This window comes from Streptomyces sp. NPDC093510 (genome assembly GCF_040683555.1).
GTDB lineage: Bacteria > Actinomycetota > Actinomycetes > Streptomycetales > Streptomycetaceae > Streptomyces.
The window spans coordinates 187,795-206,941 of sequence record NZ_JBFBEE010000015.1; the positions used below are offsets into that span (position 1 = coordinate 187,795).

Annotated in this window: 20 protein-coding genes and 1 pseudogene; 9 read left to right on the forward strand and 12 right to left on the reverse strand. The window is 69.7% G+C overall.

The window, feature by feature from the left end:
• Positions 1-252: 252 nt before the first annotated feature.
• From AB0N81_RS25025 to AB0N81_RS25045, 5 genes and pseudogenes are all read right to left on the reverse strand, one after another.
• Positions 253-750 carry an LURP-one-related family protein gene (locus AB0N81_RS25025; RefSeq protein WP_365361941.1) on the reverse strand — a complete coding sequence of 166 codons (498 nt, stop codon included), beginning with the start codon at positions 748-750 and terminating at the stop codon, positions 253-255.
• Positions 751-789: 39 nt separating this feature from the next.
• On the reverse strand, positions 790-1,020 hold the full coding sequence (locus AB0N81_RS25030; protein ID WP_365361944.1) for a DUF6458 family protein: 231 nt from the start codon (positions 1,018-1,020) through the stop codon (positions 790-792).
• A gap of 91 nt (positions 1,021-1,111) precedes the next feature.
• Positions 1,112-2,410: a M18 family aminopeptidase gene (locus AB0N81_RS25035; RefSeq protein ID WP_365361947.1), complete on the reverse strand. Its 1,299-nt coding sequence runs from the start codon at positions 2,408-2,410 to the stop codon at positions 1,112-1,114.
• Positions 2,411-2,452: 42 nt separating this feature from the next.
• Positions 2,453-2,713, reverse strand: a pseudogene (locus tag AB0N81_RS25040) (Uma2 family endonuclease); the annotation flags it as partial.
• A gap of 203 nt (positions 2,714-2,916) precedes the next feature.
• Positions 2,917-4,743, reverse strand: a complete 1,827-nt coding sequence (locus tag AB0N81_RS25045) for an acyl-CoA dehydrogenase (protein WP_365361949.1) — start codon at positions 4,741-4,743, stop codon at positions 2,917-2,919.
• Positions 4,744-4,871: 128 nt separating this feature from the next.
• Between AB0N81_RS25045 and AB0N81_RS25050 the strand changes: the two genes are divergently transcribed.
• From AB0N81_RS25050 to AB0N81_RS25065, 4 genes are all read left to right on the forward strand, one after another.
• A complete protein-coding gene (locus tag AB0N81_RS25050; RefSeq protein ID WP_365361951.1) occupies positions 4,872-5,363 on the forward strand; it encodes an SseB family protein in 492 nt (163 codons plus the stop codon).
• A gap of 163 nt (positions 5,364-5,526) precedes the next feature.
• Positions 5,527-6,999, forward strand: a complete 1,473-nt coding sequence (locus AB0N81_RS25055; RefSeq protein WP_365361953.1) for a glycerophosphodiester phosphodiesterase family protein — start codon at positions 5,527-5,529, stop codon at positions 6,997-6,999.
• Positions 7,000-7,148: 149 nt separating this feature from the next.
• A complete protein-coding gene (locus AB0N81_RS25060) occupies positions 7,149-8,105 on the forward strand; it encodes a pirin family protein (RefSeq protein ID WP_365361955.1) in 957 nt (318 codons plus the stop codon).
• A gap of 80 nt (positions 8,106-8,185) precedes the next feature.
• Entirely contained in the window at positions 8,186-9,265 is a 1,080-nt protein-coding gene (locus tag AB0N81_RS25065; protein WP_365361957.1) for an AI-2E family transporter, read from the forward strand.
• Here AB0N81_RS25065 and AB0N81_RS25070 read toward each other — a convergent pair.
• The gene (locus AB0N81_RS25070) at positions 9,205-11,412 is read right to left on the reverse strand and encodes a SpoIIE family protein phosphatase (protein WP_365361959.1); all 2,208 of its coding nucleotides are present in this window, start codon (positions 11,410-11,412) and stop codon (positions 9,205-9,207) included. The genes AB0N81_RS25065 and AB0N81_RS25070 overlap by 61 nt on opposite strands.
• 163 nt (positions 11,413-11,575) lie before the next feature.
• Between AB0N81_RS25070 and aspS the strand changes: the two genes are divergently transcribed.
• On the forward strand, positions 11,576-13,354 hold the full coding sequence (aspS, locus tag AB0N81_RS25075) for an aspartate--tRNA ligase (protein ID WP_365361961.1): 1,779 nt from the start codon (positions 11,576-11,578) through the stop codon (positions 13,352-13,354).
• A gap of 156 nt (positions 13,355-13,510) precedes the next feature.
• Here the strand turns inward: aspS and AB0N81_RS25080 are convergent, their stop codons facing one another.
• Together AB0N81_RS25080 and AB0N81_RS25085 are read right to left on the reverse strand one after the other, a co-directional pair.
• Positions 13,511-13,690 carry a hypothetical protein gene (locus AB0N81_RS25080; RefSeq protein ID WP_365361963.1) on the reverse strand — a complete coding sequence of 60 codons (180 nt, stop codon included), beginning with the start codon at positions 13,688-13,690 and terminating at the stop codon, positions 13,511-13,513.
• Between the two features lie 92 nt (positions 13,691-13,782).
• Positions 13,783-14,724, reverse strand: a complete 942-nt coding sequence (locus AB0N81_RS25085) for an NAD(P)-binding domain-containing protein (protein ID WP_365361965.1) — start codon at positions 14,722-14,724, stop codon at positions 13,783-13,785.
• A gap of 108 nt (positions 14,725-14,832) precedes the next feature.
• Here AB0N81_RS25085 and AB0N81_RS25090 point away from each other — a divergent pair, with 108 nt between their 5' ends.
• Together AB0N81_RS25090 and AB0N81_RS25095 are read left to right on the forward strand one after the other, a co-directional pair.
• Positions 14,833-15,417: a TetR/AcrR family transcriptional regulator gene (locus tag AB0N81_RS25090; protein ID WP_365361967.1), complete on the forward strand. Its 585-nt coding sequence runs from the start codon at positions 14,833-14,835 to the stop codon at positions 15,415-15,417.
• A gap of 89 nt (positions 15,418-15,506) precedes the next feature.
• Complete coding sequence (locus AB0N81_RS25095) at positions 15,507-16,031, forward strand: hypothetical protein (RefSeq protein ID WP_365361969.1); 525 nt, start codon at positions 15,507-15,509, stop codon at positions 16,029-16,031.
• A gap of 21 nt (positions 16,032-16,052) precedes the next feature.
• Here AB0N81_RS25095 and AB0N81_RS25100 read toward each other — a convergent pair whose 3' ends face one another.
• Genes AB0N81_RS25100 through AB0N81_RS25115 form a run of 4 tightly spaced genes read right to left on the reverse strand, consistent with a single transcriptional unit; the run spans position 16,053 to position 17,484 of the window.
• Positions 16,053-16,256, reverse strand: a complete 204-nt coding sequence (locus AB0N81_RS25100) for a DUF397 domain-containing protein (protein WP_365361971.1) — start codon at positions 16,254-16,256, stop codon at positions 16,053-16,055.
• On the reverse strand, positions 16,253-16,438 hold the full coding sequence (locus tag AB0N81_RS25105; RefSeq protein WP_365361973.1) for a DUF397 domain-containing protein: 186 nt from the start codon (positions 16,436-16,438) through the stop codon (positions 16,253-16,255). Before AB0N81_RS25105 ends, AB0N81_RS25100 begins: the two co-directional genes overlap by 4 nt.
• Positions 16,438-16,623 carry a DUF397 domain-containing protein gene (locus tag AB0N81_RS25110; protein ID WP_365361975.1) on the reverse strand — a complete coding sequence of 62 codons (186 nt, stop codon included), beginning with the start codon at positions 16,621-16,623 and terminating at the stop codon, positions 16,438-16,440. Before AB0N81_RS25110 ends, AB0N81_RS25105 begins: the two co-directional genes overlap by 1 nt.
• 9 nt (positions 16,624-16,632) lie before the next feature.
• A complete protein-coding gene (locus tag AB0N81_RS25115; RefSeq protein ID WP_365361977.1) occupies positions 16,633-17,484 on the reverse strand; it encodes a helix-turn-helix transcriptional regulator in 852 nt (283 codons plus the stop codon).
• A 235-nt stretch (positions 17,485-17,719) separates the two neighbouring features.
• Between AB0N81_RS25115 and AB0N81_RS25120 the strand changes: the two genes are divergently transcribed.
• Both AB0N81_RS25120 and AB0N81_RS25125 read left to right on the forward strand, forming a co-directional pair.
• Positions 17,720-18,127: an ATP-binding protein gene (locus AB0N81_RS25120; RefSeq protein ID WP_365361979.1), complete on the forward strand. Its 408-nt coding sequence runs from the start codon at positions 17,720-17,722 to the stop codon at positions 18,125-18,127.
• Between the two features lie 33 nt (positions 18,128-18,160).
• Positions 18,161-19,099: a hypothetical protein gene (locus AB0N81_RS25125; RefSeq protein WP_365361981.1), complete on the forward strand. Its 939-nt coding sequence runs from the start codon at positions 18,161-18,163 to the stop codon at positions 19,097-19,099.
• Positions 19,100-19,147: the final 48 nt, after the last annotated feature.

Consider the following 19,147-nt stretch of genomic DNA (forward strand, 5'->3'; position numbering starts at 1 on the left):
GTGCGAAGTTCCCGGGCTCCTGAGAACGCGGCTTCGCCGCGGTCCTCGGGTGCGAAGTTCCCGGGCTCCTGAGAACGCGGCTTCGCCGCGGTCCTCGGGTGCGAAGTTCCCGGGCTCCTGAGAACGCGGCTTCGCCGCGGTCCTCGGGCGCGGAGTTACCGGGCTCCTGAGAACGCGGCTTCGCCGCCGTCCTCGGGCGCGGAGTTACCGGGCGTGGCGCTCGGGCCCTTCAGGGCGCGGCTGCGCCGCGGTTCAGGCGGTGTCCTCGCGTTCCTTCTCCGCCAAGCGGATCACGCAGACCGCTACGGCCAGCAGGAGCGCGGGGTCGGCGTCCTCGCGGACGATCTGCAGGCCGTAGGTCTCGCGCACACGGAACCAGCGGCGCGAGATGTCGGCGAGCAGTTCACCGTCGTACTCGACGGCGAACTCGCGGTCGAGGATCTTCCCGCTGACGTCCAGCTCGGTGCCGTCGACCAGCGTGACGCGGTAGTGGTTGCGCAGCAGCGAGAGCCGCTTGCGCTTCACGGTGGCGAGCGGCTCGCCCGCCCGCTCGATGACCATCGTGTCGCGCAGCGCGAGCATCTTGGCGTGGATGTCGATGAGCACCCTGCCCTGCGTGTCCTTCAGCTCGAAGGTGTCGCGCAGGCGCATCGCCTTGCCGTCGACGAGGAAGACCTTGCGGCCCTGGTCGTCCTCGATCCAGTAGTCGTCGCCGATGCCGAGCACGCGGTCGCGTACGAGAAGTCTCATGCCGCATGACTACCCCGGACCGCCGCACTTCGGACACCGTCAGTAGGTGCGTCGCTGCTGTTCCGGGTCGACGACGGTCGTCTGGGCGACCGGCGGGACCACCGCCCTCCTGCGCCGGGCGATGCTGGTGAAGACGGCGACACCGATGAGGCCCACGGCCATCATGATGAGACCGGTGACGGTGACGTTGAGCCCTTCCATCTCCCAGTCGGTCGCGAACGTGAGAATGGCACCCACGGCGATCAGAAGAATGCATCCGCCGAGGCCCATGTGGACCGCCTCCCTGCGTAGTGGCTACGAGGCATCCGGGTACCCGGCTACTTCGCAGCCACACAGGGCGAGTTGAGGATCGGCGTCCGGTTCAGCTCTCCAGGAACGCCACCAGCGCGTTGGCCAGCAGGTACGGGTCGTCCGCGCCGCACAGCTCGCGCACGCTGTGCATGGACAGGATCGCGACGCCGATGTCGACCGTCTTGATGCCGTGCCGTGCCGCGGTGATCGGGCCGATGGTGGTGCCGCACGGCATCGCGTTGTTGGAGACGAACGACTGGAAGGGGACGCCCGCCCGCTCGCAGGCGGCGGCGAACACCGCGCGGCCCGAACCGTCCGTGGCGTAACGGTTGTTCACGTTCACCTTGAGGATCGGCCCGCCGTTGGCGCGCGGGTGGTGCGTCGGGTCGTGCCGCTCCGCGTAGTTGGGGTGCACGGCGTGGCCGGTGTCGGAGGAGAGGCAGACGGTGCCCGCGAAGGCCCGCGCCCGGTCCTCGTACGAACCGCCGCGCGCGAACACGGACCGCTCAAGGACGCTGCCGAGCAGCGGCCCGTCGGCGCCGGTGTCGGACTGCGAGCCGTTCTCCTCGTGGTCGAAGGCGGCGAGCACGGGGATGTACGGCAGCTCCTCCTGGGCGGCGACGGCCGCGAGGGCCGCCGTCGCGGAGTGCACGGACAGGAGGTTGTCCATGCGGGGGCCCGCGACCAGTTCGCGGTCGCGGCCGAGGAACGCGGGCGGCTCGATGGCGTACGTCATGAGGTCCCAGCCGGTGACGTCGTCCTCGCCGAGGCCGGTCTCGTCCTCCAGGAACCGGATCAGGTCACCCTCGTCGATGTCGTCGCCGAGGCCCCAGATGGGCTGCATGTGCTTCTGCTTGTCGAGCTTGAGCCCCTCGGAGTGCACGGACCGGTCCATGTGGATGGCCAGTTGGGGCACGCGCAGCAGCGGCCGGTCGATGTTCACGAGCCGCGAGGTGCCGTCGCGCAGCGAGAGACGTCCGGCGAGGCCGAGGTCGCGGTCCAGCCAGGAGTTGAGGAGCGGGCCGCCGTAGATCTCGACGGCGACCTGCCGCCAGCCGTGGGCGCCGGCGTCGGGCTGCGGCTTCACGCGGAGGTTGGGGGAGTCGGTGTGGGCGCCGACGATGCGGAAGGGGGTGTGCGCGGAGGCGTTCTCCGGCACGTACCAGGCGATGATGGCGCCGCCCCGCAGCACGTACTTGCCGCCGGTCGTACCGTCCCAGGCTTCGGTCTCCTCGACCTGCCGGAAACCGGCCTTCTCCAGCCGCTCGGCGGCGCTCGCCACGGCGTGGTACGGCGTGGGGCTGGCCGCCAGGAAGGTCATGAGGTCTTCGGTGTGGCCGCGGTCGAAGGGCCCGGAGGATGTGCGCATGCCAGCCAGCCTAATGGCGTCACCGTCCGGGTGGCGGGGCGATCAGAGGCGGTCGATCTCGGTGAGGTCGATGTCGATGGTGAACGGCACCGCGAGCTTCAGACGGTCGTGGTGGATGCCGGTGGGCGTGTAGGCGCCGGTGTGCGGGTCGAGTTCGTAGGTGTGGACGGCGGGCCGCTTGTTCTCATCCATCCGGACCAGCCAGTAATGCCGGATGCCCGCTGCGGCGTACTTGCGGGGCTTGGTGTCCTGGTCGCGCTCTTCGGAGTCGGGCGAGACGACCTCGACGGCGAGCAGGACGTCACGCACCGCGTAGCACAGGTCGAGGGTGAAGAAGTCGTCCACTGTGCAGTCGTCCACTGTGCAGTCGTCCATGGGCGGGATTCTCGGCCGTCGTCCCGGCCTGCCCAGCCCATACGACGATGCCGCCACCCGAAAAGATCAGGTGGCGGCATCGCGCTGACGTGCGAGAGGAATCTGGTCGAACCAGGTCGAACCAGGTCGAACTAGAACGCCGCCTCGTCCAGCTCCATCAGGCCCAGCTCCACGCCCTCGGCGAGCTTCCGCTCGGTCGCGACGGTCGGCAGGACGTTCGCGGCGAAGAACTTGGCGGCAGCGATCTTGCCCTCGTAGAACGCCTTGTCCTTGGCGGAGGCCGTCTCCAGCTTCTCGGCCGCGACCGCGGCACCGCGCAGCAGCAGGTAGCCGACGACAACGTCGCCGGAGACCATCAGCAGGCGCGTGGTGTTGAGGCCCACCTTGTAGATGGACTTGACGTCCTTCTCCGTGGCCGCGAGGTCGGTCAGCATGACGCCGACGATGGCCTCCAGCTCGACCGCGGCCTTGGCCAGCTCCTCGCGGGCGCCGGCCAGGGCCTCGCCGCCCGTGCCGACCGCGAGGAACTTCTTGATCTCCTCGGCGAGGCCGTTCAGCGCGGCGCCCTGGTTGCGGACGATCTTCCGGAAGAAGTAGTCCTGGCCCTGGATGGCCGTCGTGCCCTCGTAGAGGGTGTCGATCTTGGCGTCACGGATGTACTGCTCGATCGGGTACTCCTGGAGGTACCCCGAGCCGCCGAACGTCTGGAGCGACTGCGCAAGGAGCTCGTACGACTTCTCCGAGCCGTAGCCCTTCACGATGGGCAGGAGCAGGTCGTTGAGCGCGATCAGCGCCGACGCGTCCTCGCCCGCCGCCTCCTTGACCTGGATCTCGTCCTGGACGGCCGCGGTGTGCAGGACCAGGGCGCGCATGCCCTCCGCGTACGCCTTCTGCGTCATCAGCGAGCGGCGCACGTCCGGGTGGTGCGTGATGGTGACCTTGGGGGCCGTCTTGTCCATGAACTGGGCCAGGTCGGGGCCCTGCACGCGCTCCTTGGCGTACTCCAGGGCGTTCAGGTAGCCCGTCGAGAGCGTCGCGATGGCCTTCGTGCCGACCATCATGCGGGCGAACTCGATGATCATGAACATCTGGCGGATGCCGTCGTGCTTGTCGCCGATCAGCCAGCCCTTGGCGGGGTGCTGGTCGCCGAACGTCATCTCGCACGTGTTGGACGCCTTGAGGCCCATCTTGTGCTCGACGTTCGTGGCGTAGACGCCGTTGCGCTCGCCCAGCTCGCCGGTCTCCCAGTCGAACTCGTACTTCGGCACGAGGAAGAGCGAGAGGCCCTTGGTGCCGGGGCCGTGGCCCTCGGGGCGGGCGAGGACGTAGTGGAGGATGTTCTCCGACATGTCGTGCTCGCCGGACGTGATGAAGCGCTTCACGCCCTCGATGTGCCAGGAGCCGTCGTCCTGCTGCACGGCCTTGGTGCGGCCCGCGCCCACGTCCGAACCGGCGTCCGGCTCGGTCAGGACCATCGTCGAGCCCCACTGCTTCTCGACGGCGATCTGGGCGATCTTCTTCTGCGCCTCGTTGCCCTCCGCGTGCAGGATGCCCGCGAACGCCGGACCGGACGAATACATCCAGACGGCCGGGTTGGCGCCGAGGAGCAGCTCCGCGTACGCCCAGATCAGGGAGCGCGGGGAGGTCGTGCCGCCGATCTCCTCGGGCAGGCCGAGGCGCCAGTACTCGGAGTCCATGAAGGCCTGGTAGCTCTTCTTGAAGGACGCCGGGACGGGCGCGGTGTTGGTCGCCGGGTCGAAGACCGGCGGGTTGCGGTCGGCGTCCTCGAAGGACTCGGCCAGCTCGTTCTCCGCGAGGCGGCGCAGCTCGTCGAGGATGCTCTTGGCGGTGTCGACGTCCATCTCCGCGAACGGGCCGGTGCCGTACAGCTTGTCGCGGCCGAGCACCTCGAAGAGGTTGAACTCGATGTCGCGGAGATTCGACTTGTAGTGGCCCATGGCGAAGGCTCCGTAAGCAGGAAAGGGATGAATACCAGCAAGTAGCTACGATGATGCTACCCGTCGGTAATAAGACGCAACCCCTAACCGTCCATCTGTGACGTCCGTGACTCAGTACGCTTACGCGCATGTACGGCTACGACCAGAATCCCGGCGCCCAGCAGCAGTACGCCCCGCCGGGCGCGCAGCCGCCGCCGCAGCAGGCGCAGGGCATGCCCGGCGGTGGCTACGCCCAGCAGCCTCCGCTCTATCCCGAGCCCTCGCCGCCGTCCCTCGCGGACGCGGTGCGCGCCTTCACCACGGGTTCGATGTCCGCGGAGGACTTCCAGCAGGCCTTCGCGACCTCGAAGGTCTACTGCCCGCGCGGTGACAACCCCGGCTTCCTCGCGCTGCACAACACCCAGCAGCCCGTGATCCCGATGTTCACCTCCCTCAAGGAGCTGCGCCGGTACGCGGGCAAGGACTCCAAGTACTTCGTCATCACCGGCGCGGAGGTCATCGACCTCCTCCCGACGGGGTACGGCTTCGTCCTCGACATGGAGGGCGAGCACCGCATGGTCTTCGACGCGAAGGCCGTGGAGCAGATGGTCGACTTCGCGATGCGCCGTATGTACGGGTGACGCGGTGAACGGGTGACAGGCCGCGTCCGGGTCGTGGACGGACGGGGGACGGCCACCGATGCTCGGACCTATGCCCTCGCCGCCCCCGTCACGCCCGTCACCCCCTTCGCCCTCGCCCGTGATCCCGCGCCGTCACCGGCACCGTCGCCGTATCGCCGTGTCCGTGACCGTCGCCGTGACCGTCGCCGTGTGCGCGACGACGGCCGCGGCCGCACCGGCCGGCCGGACGGGACCCGCAGCACCCACGCACAACGCAGCACCCGCGCACAACGCGCCACCCGCGCAAAACACCGCACCCGCCGCACCCGCGCAAAACGCCGCACCCGCTGAAACCGCCGCCGACCGCGCGCTCCGCGCCTTCCTCGACCACGGCCCCAAGGCCGGCGTCCTGACCGCCGCCCACCGGGGCCAGTGGCGCAAGGCCCCCGAGAACAGCCTCGACGCGATCCGGGCGGGCTTCGCGGACGGCGCCGAGATCGTCGAGGTGGACGTCCGGCTGACCAAGGACAAGGTCCCCGTCCTGATGCACGACGCGACCGTGGACCGCACCACGAACGGCACCGGCCGCGTCGCCGACCTCACCCACGCCCAGGTGCGCGGCCTGCGCCTGCGCGCAGGTCTGGGCGGCCGCCAGGCGGCGCTCACGGGCCAACGGGTCCCGACGCTCGCCGAGGCCATACGGGCCGCCCGCACGCTCGGCCTCGTCAACCTCGACCAGGCATGGAAGGACCGCGAGGCGGTGTGGCGGGTGCTGCGGGAGACGGGCACCGTGCGCAACGGCCTGTTCAAGTCGAGTGCTCCGGTGCCGGAGGTGCGAGGGTTCCTCGGCCGCCATCGGGACGCCCTGTACATGCACCTGGTGGATGACTCCAACGCCGCTTCCGTAGAGGAGTTCGGGAAGAACCGGCCGCCCGCGTTCGAGGTGGTCTTCGACGACGTCCGCGACAAGGTGGCCGCTCCCGCCTTCGTCAAGGGGCTGCGGGCGACCGGCCGGCTGTGGTTCAACACCATGCGGGACGGCTTCGCCGCCCGGTACACCGACGAGGCCTCGTTGATCGCCCCCGCGCGCGGCTGGGCGGTGCTCATCGCCGACTACAAGGCGACCGTGCTGCAGACCGACAACGTGGAGGCGCTCGAGACCTATCTGGCCAAGGGCTCCGTCGGCGGGGTGCCGCCCGGCGCGGTGCGCGTCCAGGCCGAGGACTACCTCCCCGGCGGCGAGGGCGCGGCCTACCACGACACCGACGCCGGGAACCGGGGTGACGGCCCGGGGCGGCGCGGGGCGGGCGTCGACGTGTGCGACCACGACGGGGCGGTGGTGGTGTGCTGGATGCGCGGCTCGGAGTGGCTCACCTACGCGGTGAACGTGCCGAAGGACGGGCGGTACACGCTCAAGGTCCGGGCGTCGTCGCCGTACGCCCCGGCAGGGACCTATCGGATCGCCTACGACGGCGGCAGGCCCGGCAAGGCGGTACGGGTCGCCAACACGACGGCCCACCACGCCTTCGCGCTCCAGGACAGCCGTGACCCGCGGCAGCTGACCCGCGGCCGCCACACCGTGCGCCTGTCCCTGGACGCGGGCGCGTTCCAGAACTGGAATCTGGACCATCTCCAACTGGAGCCGCTCCGTCCGTGACACCGCCGTCACGTGCGGGGATCTCACCGAGCGGCAGAACGGATCAAGCCACCCGCGGAGCCCGGAGGGAATGCCCTCCGGGCTCCGTTCGTTCAGGTGGCAGAAAGTTCTACGTTCAACTAAAGTGAGAGCACAAGGAGGTACCGACCATGCCTGCAGTGACTGTCGAGAACCCGCTGACCCTGCCCCGAGTGGTGGCGCCGGCCGACGCGACGGCGCGCCCCGTGCTCGCCGTGACCACCGCGCCGAGCGGCTTCGAGGGCGAGGGGTTCCCGGTGCGCCGGGCCTTCGCGGGGATCAACTACAAGTACCTCGACCCGTTCATCATGATGGACCAGATGGGCGAAGTGGAGTACGAGGCGGGCGAGCCGAAGGGCACCCCCTGGCACCCGCACCGCGGCTTCGAGACGGTCACGTACCTGATCGACGGCACGTTCGTGCACCAGGACTCCAACGGCGGCGGCGGCACCATCCGCAACGGCGACACCCAGTGGATGACGGCCGGCAGCGGCCTCCTGCACATCGAGGCGCCGCCCGAGTCCCTCGTCATGTCCGGCGGCCTCTTCCACGGCCTCCAGCTGTGGGTGAACCTGCCCGCCAGGGACAAGATGATGGACCCCCGCTACCAGGACATCCGCGGCGGCCAGGTCCAGCTGCTCACCACCCCCGACGGCGGCGCGCTGCTCCGCGTCATCGCCGGTGAGCTCGACGGGCACGAGGGCCCCGGCATCACGCACACGCCGATCACGATGATCCACGCGACCGTGCGGCCCGGCGCCGAGGTCACGCTGCCCTGGCGCGAGGACTTCAACGGACTCGCGTACGTCCTCGCAGGACGCGGCAGCGTGGGTGCCGAGCGGCGCCCCGTGCACATGGGGCAGACCGCGGTCTTCGGCGCCGGGTCCTCGCTGACCGTCCGCGCCGACGAGCGGCAGGACGGGCACGCCCCCGACCTGGAGATCGTGCTGCTCGGCGGCCGGCCGATCCGGGAGCCCATGGCCCACTACGGCCCGTTTGTGATGAACAGTCAGGCCGAGCTGCAGCAGGCCTTCGAGGACTTCCAGAAGGGGCTGCTCGGCACCGTCCCCGCCGTCCACGGCATGTAGGGCCCGTCCACGGCATGCAGGGCCCGTCCCCGGCCGTACATAACGTGCGGGGCCGGTGAGCCCGTGTTCGGGTAGGAGGGGTGAGCACTCTCCTGCCCGAGCCCGCCCGCCGCGTCGCCGCCTGGTGCGTCGTCCTCCTCCTCGTCACCGGCGTGGCGGCCGTGGGGGTCTGGCTCTGCGTCGTCTTCAAGACGGCCGTCACCCCGGTGCTGCTCGCCCTGCTCGGCACGGCCCTCCTCGGCCCGCTCTACCGGCGCCTGCTCAGGATGAAGGTGCAGCGCTCCCTCGCCGCGGGGCTGACCTGCGCGGCCGTCGTCGCCGTCGTCGGCGGTGTCGCCTACATCGTGGTGAAGGCGCTGATCGACACCGGCGACCAGATCATCGCCTCCCTGAAGCAGGCCGCGACCGACGTCGCGAAGTACTTCGGGGCGGCGGGCACCTCGCTGGACGACATGGCGTCCAACGCCAAGGAGCTCCTCGGCAAGTTCGGCGGAACCGCCGCGTCCGGAGTGCTCAGCGGACTCAGCGTAGTCGGCGAGGTCATCGCCATGGCCGTGCTCGCGCTCCTGCTCGTCTTCTTCTTCCTGCGCGACTCCGGGCGGGCGATGGCAGCCCTGCGCTCGCTCTCGCCCGGCCGCTCCGCCGACGTCGTGGAGGCCATGGCGCACCGGGCCTTCGGCGCCATCGAGGGCTTCATGCGGGGCACGACGATCATCGCGTTCATCGACGCGCTCTGCATCACGGTCGGGCTGCTGATCCTGCGGGTGCCGGGAGCCGTGGGGCTCGGCGCGCTCGTCTTCGTCGGCGCGTACATCCCCTACCTCGGCGCTTTCCTCTCCGGTGCGGTCGCCGTCCTCGTCGCCCTCGCGGACCGCGGCTTCGCCATCGCGCTCTGGGCGCTCGGCGTGGTCCTCGCCGTGCAGGTCCTGGAAGGACACATCCTCCAGCCGGTGATCCAGAGCCGGACGGTGCAGATGCATCCGGCCGTGGTGATGCTGGCCATCACCGCGGGCGCGTCCGTGGCCGGCATCATCGGCATGCTCCTCGCCGTGCCGCTGACAGCCGCGGCCTTCGGCATCCTCTCGGAGCTGCGCGGCCGCTACTCCGGCGCGCCCGCCCCGCCCTCCTCCTCCGCCGCACCGCCGGAGGCGCTCTCGTAGAGCTCGAACCAGATGCTCTTGCCGTCGCCGCGCGGGTCCACGCCCCACGCGTCGGCGAGCAGCTCCATCAGGACGAGGCCGCGGCCGGACGAGGCGAGTTCGCCGGGCTGCCGCTTGTGCGGCAGGTCGTCGCTGCCGTCCGCGACCTCGGCCCGCAGGCGGCGCGCGCCCGGCTCACCGGTGACCTCGGCGACCATCAGGGCGTCGCCGTCCGTGTGCACGAGGACGTTCGTGAGCATCTCCGAGACCATCAGGACCGCCGAGTCGACCTGGTCGTCGTCCGCCCAGTCGTGCAGCAGGTCCCGCAGGTGGCGGCGGGCCCCCGCGACGCGCTCGGGCTCGGCCTGGGCGACGGTCAGGACGGTGCGGCGGGCGTCCGTGCGCTGCTCGGGGCGGCCCGTCCGGCTGAGCAGCAGTATGGCTATGTCGTCCTCGCGGCGGTCCGCGAGCGGGCCCGTGGTGTGGTGCGAGGACGGCCCGTGCACGGCCTGTACGAGCGAGTCGGCGAGCTGCTCCAGACCGTCGGACTCGTCCTCGCCCGCGTACTCCTCCAGGATCGTCCTGATCCGCGACCAGCCGCTGTCCAGGTCGTGGCCGCCGGTCTCGATGAGGCCGTCGGTGCAGATCAGCATGGTCTCGCCTGGCTCCAGGACGAGGCGGGTCGTCGGGTAGTCGGCGTCCGGGTCGATGCCGAGCGGCAGGCCGCCCGCGGTGGGGCGCAGCAGAACCGTTCCGTCACTCATGCGTATCGCGGGCTCGGGGTGGCCGGCGCGGGCCATCTCCAGGACGCCGGTCGCCGGGTCGGCCTCCACGTACAGGCAGGTCGCGAAGCGCGGGTCGTACTCCGTGGCCCCCTCGGTGCCCGTGCCGCTCGACCCGAAGGTGATGGACTCGGTGATCCCCGACAGGAAGCGGGTGGCGCGGGAGAGGACGGCGTCCGGCCGATGGCCCTCCGACGCGTACGCGCGCAGGGCGATCCGCAGCTGGCCCATCAGGCCCGCCGCGCGCACGTCGTGCCCCTGCACGTCGCCGATGACGAAGGCGATGCGGCCGCTGGGCAGCGGAATCATGTCGTACCAGTCGCCGCCCACCTGAAGGCCGCCGCCGGTCGGCACATAGCGGGCGGCCACGCCCATCCCCGGGATCTGCGGCCCGAGCATCGGCAGCATCGACCGCTGGAGCCCCTCCGTCAGTTCCCGCTCCGACTCCGCGACCCCGGCCCGCGACAGGGCCTGCGCCAGCATCCGGGCCACCGTCGTCAGCACGGAACGCTCGTCCGGCGTGAACGAGACCGGATACGTGAACGCCGCCATCCACGCGCCCATCGTGCGGCCCGCGACGGTCAGCGGCAGGAACGCCCACGACTGCCGCTCGAAACGGCTGGCCAGCGGCCAGGAGGCGGGATAGCGCCTGCGGTAGTCCTCCGGGGTGGAGAGGTAGACGGCGCGGCCGGTGCGCACCACCTCGGCGGCCGGATAGTCGGTGTCCAGTGGCATCGCGGAGAAGGGCCCGTCGTCGCCGGGCTGATGCCCGTGGTGCCCGATGATCGTCAGCCGCTCGCCCTCCACCCCGAAGACCGCGAGCCCGTCCGGCGAGAACCCCGGCATGGACAGCCCGGCGGCGACCCTGAGCACCTCTTCCGTGGAGCGCGCCTCGGCGAGCGCCCGCCCCGCGTCCAGCAGGAACGCCTCGCGGGAGCGGCGCCAGTCGCCGGTGACCGGGGTGCGGGCGGCGGTGCCTGGCGCGGGCTCCGTCACTTCCTGCAAGGTGCCGACCAGCTCGTACGCCTCGGTCGTCCCGTGCATGACGGGCTTGGAGCGGCTGCGCACGATGCGCAGGACCCGCCGGCCCGTCTCGTCCATGATCCGCAGCCGGGCCTCGGCGAGGGTGCCCTCGGCGACGGCGAGCTGGACGGTTCCGTAGATCTCGTTCCAGTCGACCGGGTGGAAACGGGACCGCACGCCCGCCTCCGACAGAGTCTGGGCGCGTGCGGGCAGGCCGAGGAGCCGGGCCGCCTCCGCGTCGAGCGTGACGGTCCCGGACGCGTTGTCCCAGCGCCACAGCCCGGTCGCGATGGCGGCCAGGACGTCCCGTACGGGAGGCAGGGAATCGTCCCCCACCTGTAGGAGGGGATCGTCGGTGCGCATTGACCCACTTTAGGAAGATGTACACGTAAGGCGCCACCGAACCCGGCGGCATCCGGCCCCAGGCGGGTGGCCACCGGCGATATCCGGAAACCGATCCTCGGCCGGACGGTAGCCTTGTGAGGGTCTGCTCTCTCCCCTATTCGCGAAGACTGGATGAACGACGATGCATCGGTACAGGTCCCACACCTGCGGCGAGCTCCGCGCCTCTGACGTCGGCACCGACGTCCGGCTGAGCGGCTGGCTGCACAATCGCCGAGACCTGGGCGGCATTCTCTTCATCGATCTCCGCGATCACTACGGCATCACGCAACTGGTGGCCCGTCCGGGCACGCCCGCCGCCGAGACGCTCGACAAGCTCTCCAAGGAGACGGTCGTCCGCGTCGACGGCAAGGTCGTCTCGCGCGGCGCCGACAACGTGAACCCGGAGCTGCCCACCGGCGAGATCGAGATCGAGGCCTCCGAGGTCGAGGTGCTCGGCGAGGCGGGCCCGCTGCCCTTCACGATCAACGCCGAGGACGGCGTGAACGAGGAGCGGCGCCTGGAGTACCGCTTCCTGGACCTGCGCCGCGAGCGCATGCACCGCAACATCATGCTGCGCAGCGCCGTGATCGCCTCGATCCGCTCGAAGATGGTGGCCCTCGGCTTCAACGAGATGGCGACGCCGATCCTGACCGCGACGTCCCCCGAGGGCGCGCGCGACTTCGTCGTCCCGTCCCGTCTGAACCCGGGCAAGTTCTACGCGCTCCCCCAGGCCCCGCAGCAGTTCAAGCAGCTGCTGATGATCTCGGGCTTCGACCGCTACTTCCAGATCGCGCCCTGCTTCCGCGACGAGGACGCCCGCGCGGACCGCTCGCCCGGCGAGTTCTACCAGCTCGACGTCGAGATGAGCTTCGTGGAGCAGGAAGACGTCTTCCAGCCCATCGAGAAGCTGATGACGGAGCTCTTCACGGAGTTCGGCGGCGGCCGCGAGGTCACGTCCCCCTTCCCGCGCATCCCGTTCCGAGAGTCGATGCTGAAGTACGGCAACGACAAGCCGGACCTGCGCGCCAAGCTCGAACTGGTCGACATCACCGACATCTTCGAGGGCTCGGAGTTCAAGGCGTTCGCGGGCAAGCACGTGCGCGCCCTCCCGGTGCCGGACACGGCGTCGCAGTCCCGCAAGTTCTTCGACGGCCTCGGTGACTACGCGGTCGAGCAGGGCGCGAAGGGCCTCGCCTGGGTGCGCGTCGCCGAGGACGGTTCGCTGACGGGCCCGATCGCGAAGTTCCTCACCGAGGAGAACGTGGCGGAGCTGACGAAGCGCCTCGGCCTGGAGGCCGGTCACGCCGTCTTCTTCGGCGCGGGCGAGTTCGACGAGGTCTCGAAGATCATGTCGGCGGTGCGCGTCGAGGCCGCCAAGCGCGCGGGTCACTTCGAGGAGGGCGTCTTCCGCTTCTGCTGGATCGTCGACTTCCCGATGTACGAGAAGGACGAGGAGACCGGCAAGATCGACTTCTCCCACAACCCCTTCTCGATGCCGCAGGGCGGCATGAAGGACCTGGAGGAGAAGGACCCGCTCGACATCCTCGCCTGGCAGTACGACATCGTCTGCAACGGCATCGAGCTCTCCTCCGGCGCCATCCGGAACCACGAGCCCGAGGTCATGCTCAAGGCCTTCGAGATCGCGGGCTACGACGCGGAGACCGTCGAGCACGAGTTCGCGGGCATGCTCCGCGCGTTCCGCCTCGGCGCCCCGCCGCACGGTGGCATCGCCCCGGGCGTCGACCGCATCGTGATGCTCCTCGCCGACGAGCCGAACATCCGCGAGACGATCGCCTTCCCGCTCAACGGCAACGCGCAGGACCTGATGATGGGGGCGCCGACGGTGCTTGAGGAGTCCCGTCTGCGGGAGCTGAACATCTCGCTGCGGAAGCCTGCGGCGCCGAAGCCTGCGGCGCAGTAGCGGTTACGTAATTGGCCCCGGAACCTTTGGTTCCGGGGCCTTTTGCTTGTCCGTTCTTCTGCGGGTGCGTTGCGTTGCGTTGTGGCTGGGCGCGCAGTTCCCCGCGCCCCTGGGGCTGCGCCCCTTAGGGGGCTGCCCCAGGGCGGGGTGGCTGTCTCAGGCTGCGTGAGTGGGGGTGGAGTTGGCTTCCGCTTCTGCCCACTCCGTCACCAGGCGCTCGTACAGGGCGCGTTCGTCGGGACGGAGGCGTCCGCCCGCGCGCAGCCACAGCGCACGGATGTCCTCATTGACCTCGTCGGCGGTGCGTCGCCGGTCGGGGGAGGGAGTCGTGGCCATGTCGTGAAGCTTACGTAGGCGGGTGTGAAGGCGGCGTCAATTTAAGCCTCCTCTCCGCATGACTTAGCTCACCGTTAGACATACCCCTCGTTTCAGTGGGCAGTCGAACCGGGCTGGTTCTGCGGCTTCTTGGCCATCAGCTCCACGGCCCGCGAGAAGCTGTCCGCGCCGTGCCCCGCCTCCACCACGCGGCGGAAGATGCCGTGCACGGCCTCCGGGAACGCCGTGTCCACGCCCGCGTCGGCGGCGGTGCGGACCACATGGTCCATGCTGGCCAGGCCCATTGACGCCCGGTCCACGTCACCGGCGTGGTTGCCCGCGTCGATGCGGGGCGCGTAGAAGTCGATGAAGTGCCCCATGCCGGCGAAGTTCTCGGTGGCGTAGGGGGCGATCTCGGCGGCGGTGAGGCCGTGGGCGCTCGCCAGAGCCACAGCCTGCCAATAGGCGATCATCGATGGCCAGAAAATGACCATGTTCAGCTGGTACATGAGCGCGGCGAGCCCCGGGTCCTCGCCCCGGTGGTCGGTCTTGCCGGTGATGACTTCGAGTGCGGCACGGTGTTTGTCGTACGCCTCACGGGGTCCGCTGTAGAACGTCGACGCGTCCGGGGTGCCGATGAGGGGCGGCGGAACGAGGACGCCGCCCGTCAGATGCGTGCCGCCGAGGCCGGTCACCCAACGGGCGCCTTCCCGGGCCTTCTCCGGGGTGTCCGAGCTGAGGTTCACGAGGGTGCGGCCCGCGAGCGCCGCCTTGGCGGGCTCCAGAATCGCGTACATCGCGTCGAAGTCGGTGAGGCTGAGGATCACCAACTCGTTCGCGAGCAGGGCCTTTTCGACGCTCTCGGCGAGGCGCGCGCCGCGCTCCACGAGGGCGTCGGCGCGGGAGGGGGTGCGGTTCCAGAGGGTGACGTCGTAGCCGCGGTCGAGGTAGGCGGCGGCCATGGCCTGCCCCATGGGGCCGAGGCCGATGACGGTGACGGGCTGCGGTGCGGACTGCGATGCGGGCTGCGATGCGGACTGCGATGTGGAGGGCATGCGTGACTCCAGTCAGAAACTAGAACGATCGCTCTATCTAGCGGCGTGGGGAGAAGGTAGCACGCCTCTAGAACGAACGCTCTAACTAATCAGGGATAGGGTGGGGGCATGCCCGAGAAGAGCGCTCCCACCACCCGCGACCGGATCGTCGTCGTCGCCGCCCGCCTGATTCAGCGGCAGGGCTATGTGGGCACCGGAATCAAGCAGATCGCCAAGGAGGCGGAGGCCACGCTCGGCTCCGTCTACCACTTCTTCCCCGGCGGGAAGGAGGCCGTCGCGGTGGCCGCGATCACGTACAGCGCCGAGGAGTTCGCGGAGCTGCTGCGGGAGGCACTGGCCGGTGAGGACGCGCCGGGTGCCGCGATCGAACGCTGCGCGAACGAACTCGCCGTCGGCCTGCGGGAGTCCGGCTGGGTCGACGGCTGCCCCGTCACGGCGGCGGCCCTGGAGACGCTGGGCACGGACTCGGAGATCCAGCGGGTGAGCGCGGAGGCGCTGCGCGGCTGGGAGGGGATCGTCGAGGAGCGGTTGCTCCGCGCGGGCTTCGGGGCGCAGGACGCGCGGGAGGTGGCGACGACGGTGATCGGCGCGCTGGAGGGCGCGGAGGTGACGGCCCAGGTCACCCGCAGCGAGGAGCCGTTGCGGGTGGTGGGGCGGCAGTTGGCACGGCTGGTGGGGTCGTACGGCGGTTGATCGTGGTGAGTTCCCTGCGTACACGCCACACACGCCCCGTACCCGTACCTGTACCTGTAGCCCTCGCCGCTCTGGCCGCACTGATGCTGGTGTCGGGCTGTGGGGGCGGGGGGAGCGGGAAGGGGACCGATGCTTCGTCGGAGCGGGAGCCTGAGGCGACGCGGACGTCGAAATCCGCCGCGTCTTCGGGGAGCGCGCGGCCCTGGGAGCCGGATGACGCGCTGCAGCGTGCCGAACGGGCGCTGGACGCGGCCGCCGACGACGGTACGGAGGCGGAGCTCTTCGACTCCGGTACGGCGTACGTCGGATCGGGCCTCGACAATGCCTTCCCGGCGAGCGGCGTGGACCCCTACCGCTTCGAGATCACGTGTGACACGGACGACGAGGTCGAGGAGCTCACCCTGACCCTGTCCCGGGGCGGGGAGGAGCAGGCCTACGGAGTGGAGTGCGGGGACAGTGAGGCGGACCAGTTCAACGTTCCGTCGGGCAAGCCGTTCAAGGCCTGGGTGGGCCCCGAGAAGGCCGGCACGGGTCTCATCGCCTGGCGCCTCAACACGGTCGCCGAGGGCGACGTGAGCGGATGCGACGACGACATCGACGGCTGCGAGGGCTGAGAGCGCCCGCCCGGGCGGGGTCTAGGGGGTCGCCTCGCCGATCGTCCCCCTCGCCTTGACCGCTCGGAGGAGCTGGGCGAGGGGGATGGGGGTGGTGTGCAGTTCGGTGGCGGGGGCGGTGCTTTCGCGGAGGTGGATGCGGGTGCCGGTGCCTGCGAGTTCCACACAGTCGTTACCCACACCACCGCCGGAGAAGGACGACTTCTGCCAGCGGGTGGCGTTCATTGTTGGTTCGCCTTGATGGTCCGCAGGAGTTGGTCCAGGGTGGCTGGGGGAGTCGTCAGTTCGACGCCGGGGTCGTCGCTTTCGCGGAGGTGGATGTAGGCGTCGGTGCGTGTCAGGTCGACGCAAGCGTTGCCGTCGCCGCCTCCCGAGAAGGTGGACTTCTGCCAAGCGGTAAGGCTCATCAGCCGCCCTTCTTCAGGGTGCGCAGGAACTGTGCCAGAGCGGTTCGGGTGGTGTGGAGTTCCTTGGCGGGCTCGTCACTCTCGCGAAGGCGGATGAGAGCGCTGGTGACGGCCAGCTCTACGCAGGTGTTGCCATCGCCGCCGTCGGAGAAGGTGGACTTCTGCCAGTGCGGAGCCGGGGTCATGGATACGCCTCACAGTTCCTTCGACAAACGGTGGATGAAGTCCCTGGATGCCGTGGGGTCCAGGGACGCCCTCTCCACCTTACGGAACAATGTTCGAAGGCGTTTCAGTTGCGGTTCGGCGTCGAGGAACGCGGTGCCGGTAGGCGAGTCCCGCAGTCCGGTGTCCAGTTGGGGCACCTGGCCGCCGGTGTACATCATCGACGCCCCGGCGCCGGCGAAACCGTCCTGATCGGTGGGCACGATGCGTACAGTCGTGTGCTCGTGTTCGATCTGGCCCAGGATCGCGCTGAGTTGGGCATGAGCGACCCTGCGGTCGGAGACGCGAATGCGCAGGGCGAACTCGTGGATGATCGTCTCGTACGGGGTGGGGTCATCTCCGTCAATGGCGGCTCTTCGCCTGATGCGGTGCTCCACTCGGGGTTCCAGCTCGCTGGGCGGTAGGTCCGGCACCATGTACGAGAAGACGGCCCGGGCGTAGTCCGCAGTCTGCAGGAGGCCTGGCACGTGCGTGATCACCACCTCGCGCAAGTGCGTCGCGTGGTGCTCCAGCTCGGCGACGTCCAGAAATACCGGTGGCAGTACGCCACGGAACTCCTCCCACCAGCCGCGAGTGCGATCGGTCGTCATATCGGTGAGGGCGCCGATCAAGGCCTCGTCCGTGCATGCGTAGTGGGCCGCCAGACGGCGCAGGCGCACTTCACTCACGCCTGAGCGGCCGGACTCGATGTGGGTCATCTGCGCGGCGTTCACCCCGAGGAGCGCGGCGGTATCCCGTGCCGTCATGCCTGCTGCCTCGCGCAACTTACGCAGTTCGGTGCCCAGGCGCAGTTGCCGAGCGGTGGGTCGGGCCCGCAATGCCATGCATGTCTCCTCTGAGCAACTCACCTTGTGGAGTGCCTCGTTCGGGTGCCAGGTTACGTCAGCGGCTTGCGGCACCTAAATATTGAGGTCTACCGTCGGTGACGCGCCGCACACGCTGCGAGATCGCCGGGATACCGGAAGCGCACCACCCCGTCATGCCATGGCGGACGTGACATGCCACCGCCCTGCCACCGCCGCGTCCCGTCAACTCCCCCTCACCCGTTGGAGTTCTCGCATGCCCTCAAGCGAACCGTGGGAGTACACCCTGTACATCCCCCACGACGTCCGGGCCGTCACCGTCTGCCGTCGCGCCCTCCGCCTCATCCTCAGCCTGCACTGCCTGCCGCAACTCAGCGAGGTCGCAGAGCTGTTGGCCACCGAACTGGTCAGCAACGCGGTACGTCACACCAAAGGCCCCGCCGCCCTTCGCGTCCGCTACCGCGACGGAGTCCTCCGCGTGGGGGCCTGGGACGCCGACCCCACGCCGCCCGCCCCGCCCCCGCGCACCGCCGACGCGGGTGATGAGCAGGGGCGCGGCCTCGATCTCGTGCGGGCCTGTGCGGACGGCTGGGGCTGGTGCCCGGGGGGCCGGGGGACAACGGAACCCGGCAAGCACGTCTGGTGCGAACTAAATGCGGCGTAGCTCGTTGATCATGCCGAACAGAAAGGAGAACCGATGGTCAGCTCGTCACACGAGGCGATGCACCGGATCTTCCAGAAGGACACGGCTCTGCTGGTCCGCTCCCTCCAACGCCTGCTCCACGTTCCGTTTCCGGAACCACGAGACATCATGACCCTCGATGTGGACCTCACGGAGATCGAACCGGTCGAGCGCCGCTGCGACACCCTGCTGAGGGTGGACACCGATGACGGCAACTACCTGTTCGTCATCGAGTCGCAGGGCAAGAAGGACGAGTCCAAGCGCGGCAGCTGGCCGTACTACCTCTCGTACCTCTACGAGAAGTACCACTGCGAGCCGGTGCTGATCGTCGTGACGCAGAGCTCGGCGACGGCTCGATGGGCCGCCAAGCCCATCCAGTTCGGGCTGCCGGGCTGGTCCTCGCTCACCGTTCGTCCGCTGGTCCTGGGGCCGGACAACGTGCCGGTGATCACGGACCGGCATGAGGCCGAGAGGGATGTCCCCCTTGCGGTGTTCTCGGCGATTACACATGGAAAGGGACCGGGTTCCGCCGCCATACTGAGGGCACTGGCCGCGGCTCTGGAGTCCATCGACCGCGAAGCGGCGGGAATGTTCGCACAGCTCACCCGGTCCGGTCTGGTGGACCCCCGGGCGAAGGAGATCTGGGAGGAACTGATGACGGCGACCAAGTACTTCTTCGACCACCCGTTCGCGGTGAAGGAGCGGGAGGAAGGCCGGGAGGAAGGCCGAGAGGAAGGCCGGGCTGTAGGCCGGGAAGAGGGCCGGGAAGAGGGCCGGGCCGAGGAACGTGCCGAGGTGATCCTGAACATCCTCTCCTGGCGGGGCATCGACGTGCCTCCTGCCGTCCGTGCACGGGTCACCGCGTGCACCGACCTGGAGCAGCTCAAGGTCTGGGCGGAACGGGCGGTCCACGCGGCCGGGGCGGACGATCTGTTCGCGGGCGACGGCGCCTGACGCCGTACATCAGAAAGTCCCGCCACCTCCCCGTGCCTACCGGGGAGG

Coding starts and splice junctions, on each gene's coding strand:
- aspS (WP_365361961.1), top strand. CDS start 11,576: ATGCATCGGTACAGGTCCCACACCTGCGGCGAGCTCCGCGCCTCTGAC.
- AB0N81_RS25105 (WP_365361973.1), bottom strand. CDS start 16,438: ATGAGCCTTACCGCTTGGCAGAAGTCCACCTTCTCGGGAGGCGGCGAC.
- AB0N81_RS25030 (WP_365361944.1), bottom strand. CDS start 1,020: ATGGGCCTCGGCGGATGCATTCTTCTGATCGCCGTGGGTGCCATTCTC.
- AB0N81_RS25045 (WP_365361949.1), bottom strand. CDS start 4,743: ATGGGCCACTACAAGTCGAATCTCCGCGACATCGAGTTCAACCTCTTC.
- AB0N81_RS25060 (WP_365361955.1), top strand. CDS start 7,149: ATGCCTGCAGTGACTGTCGAGAACCCGCTGACCCTGCCCCGAGTGGTG.
- AB0N81_RS25120 (WP_365361979.1), top strand. CDS start 17,720: ATGCCCTCAAGCGAACCGTGGGAGTACACCCTGTACATCCCCCACGAC.
- AB0N81_RS25050 (WP_365361951.1), top strand. CDS start 4,872: ATGTACGGCTACGACCAGAATCCCGGCGCCCAGCAGCAGTACGCCCCG.
- AB0N81_RS25025 (WP_365361941.1), bottom strand. CDS start 750: ATGAGACTTCTCGTACGCGACCGCGTGCTCGGCATCGGCGACGACTAC.
- AB0N81_RS25100 (WP_365361971.1), bottom strand. CDS start 16,256: ATGAACGCCACCCGCTGGCAGAAGTCGTCCTTCTCCGGCGGTGGTGTG.
- AB0N81_RS25085 (WP_365361965.1), bottom strand. CDS start 14,724: ATGCCCTCCACATCGCAGTCCGCATCGCAGCCCGCATCGCAGTCCGCA.
- AB0N81_RS25115 (WP_365361977.1), bottom strand. CDS start 17,484: ATGGCATTGCGGGCCCGACCCACCGCTCGGCAACTGCGCCTGGGCACC.
- AB0N81_RS25080 (WP_365361963.1), bottom strand. CDS start 13,690: ATGGCCACGACTCCCTCCCCCGACCGGCGACGCACCGCCGACGAGGTC.
- AB0N81_RS25125 (WP_365361981.1), top strand. CDS start 18,161: ATGGTCAGCTCGTCACACGAGGCGATGCACCGGATCTTCCAGAAGGAC.
- AB0N81_RS25090 (WP_365361967.1), top strand. CDS start 14,833: ATGCCCGAGAAGAGCGCTCCCACCACCCGCGACCGGATCGTCGTCGTC.
- AB0N81_RS25035 (WP_365361947.1), bottom strand. CDS start 2,410: ATGCGCACATCCTCCGGGCCCTTCGACCGCGGCCACACCGAAGACCTC.
- AB0N81_RS25070 (WP_365361959.1), bottom strand. CDS start 11,412: ATGCGCACCGACGATCCCCTCCTACAGGTGGGGGACGATTCCCTGCCT.
- AB0N81_RS25110 (WP_365361975.1), bottom strand. CDS start 16,623: ATGACCCCGGCTCCGCACTGGCAGAAGTCCACCTTCTCCGACGGCGGC.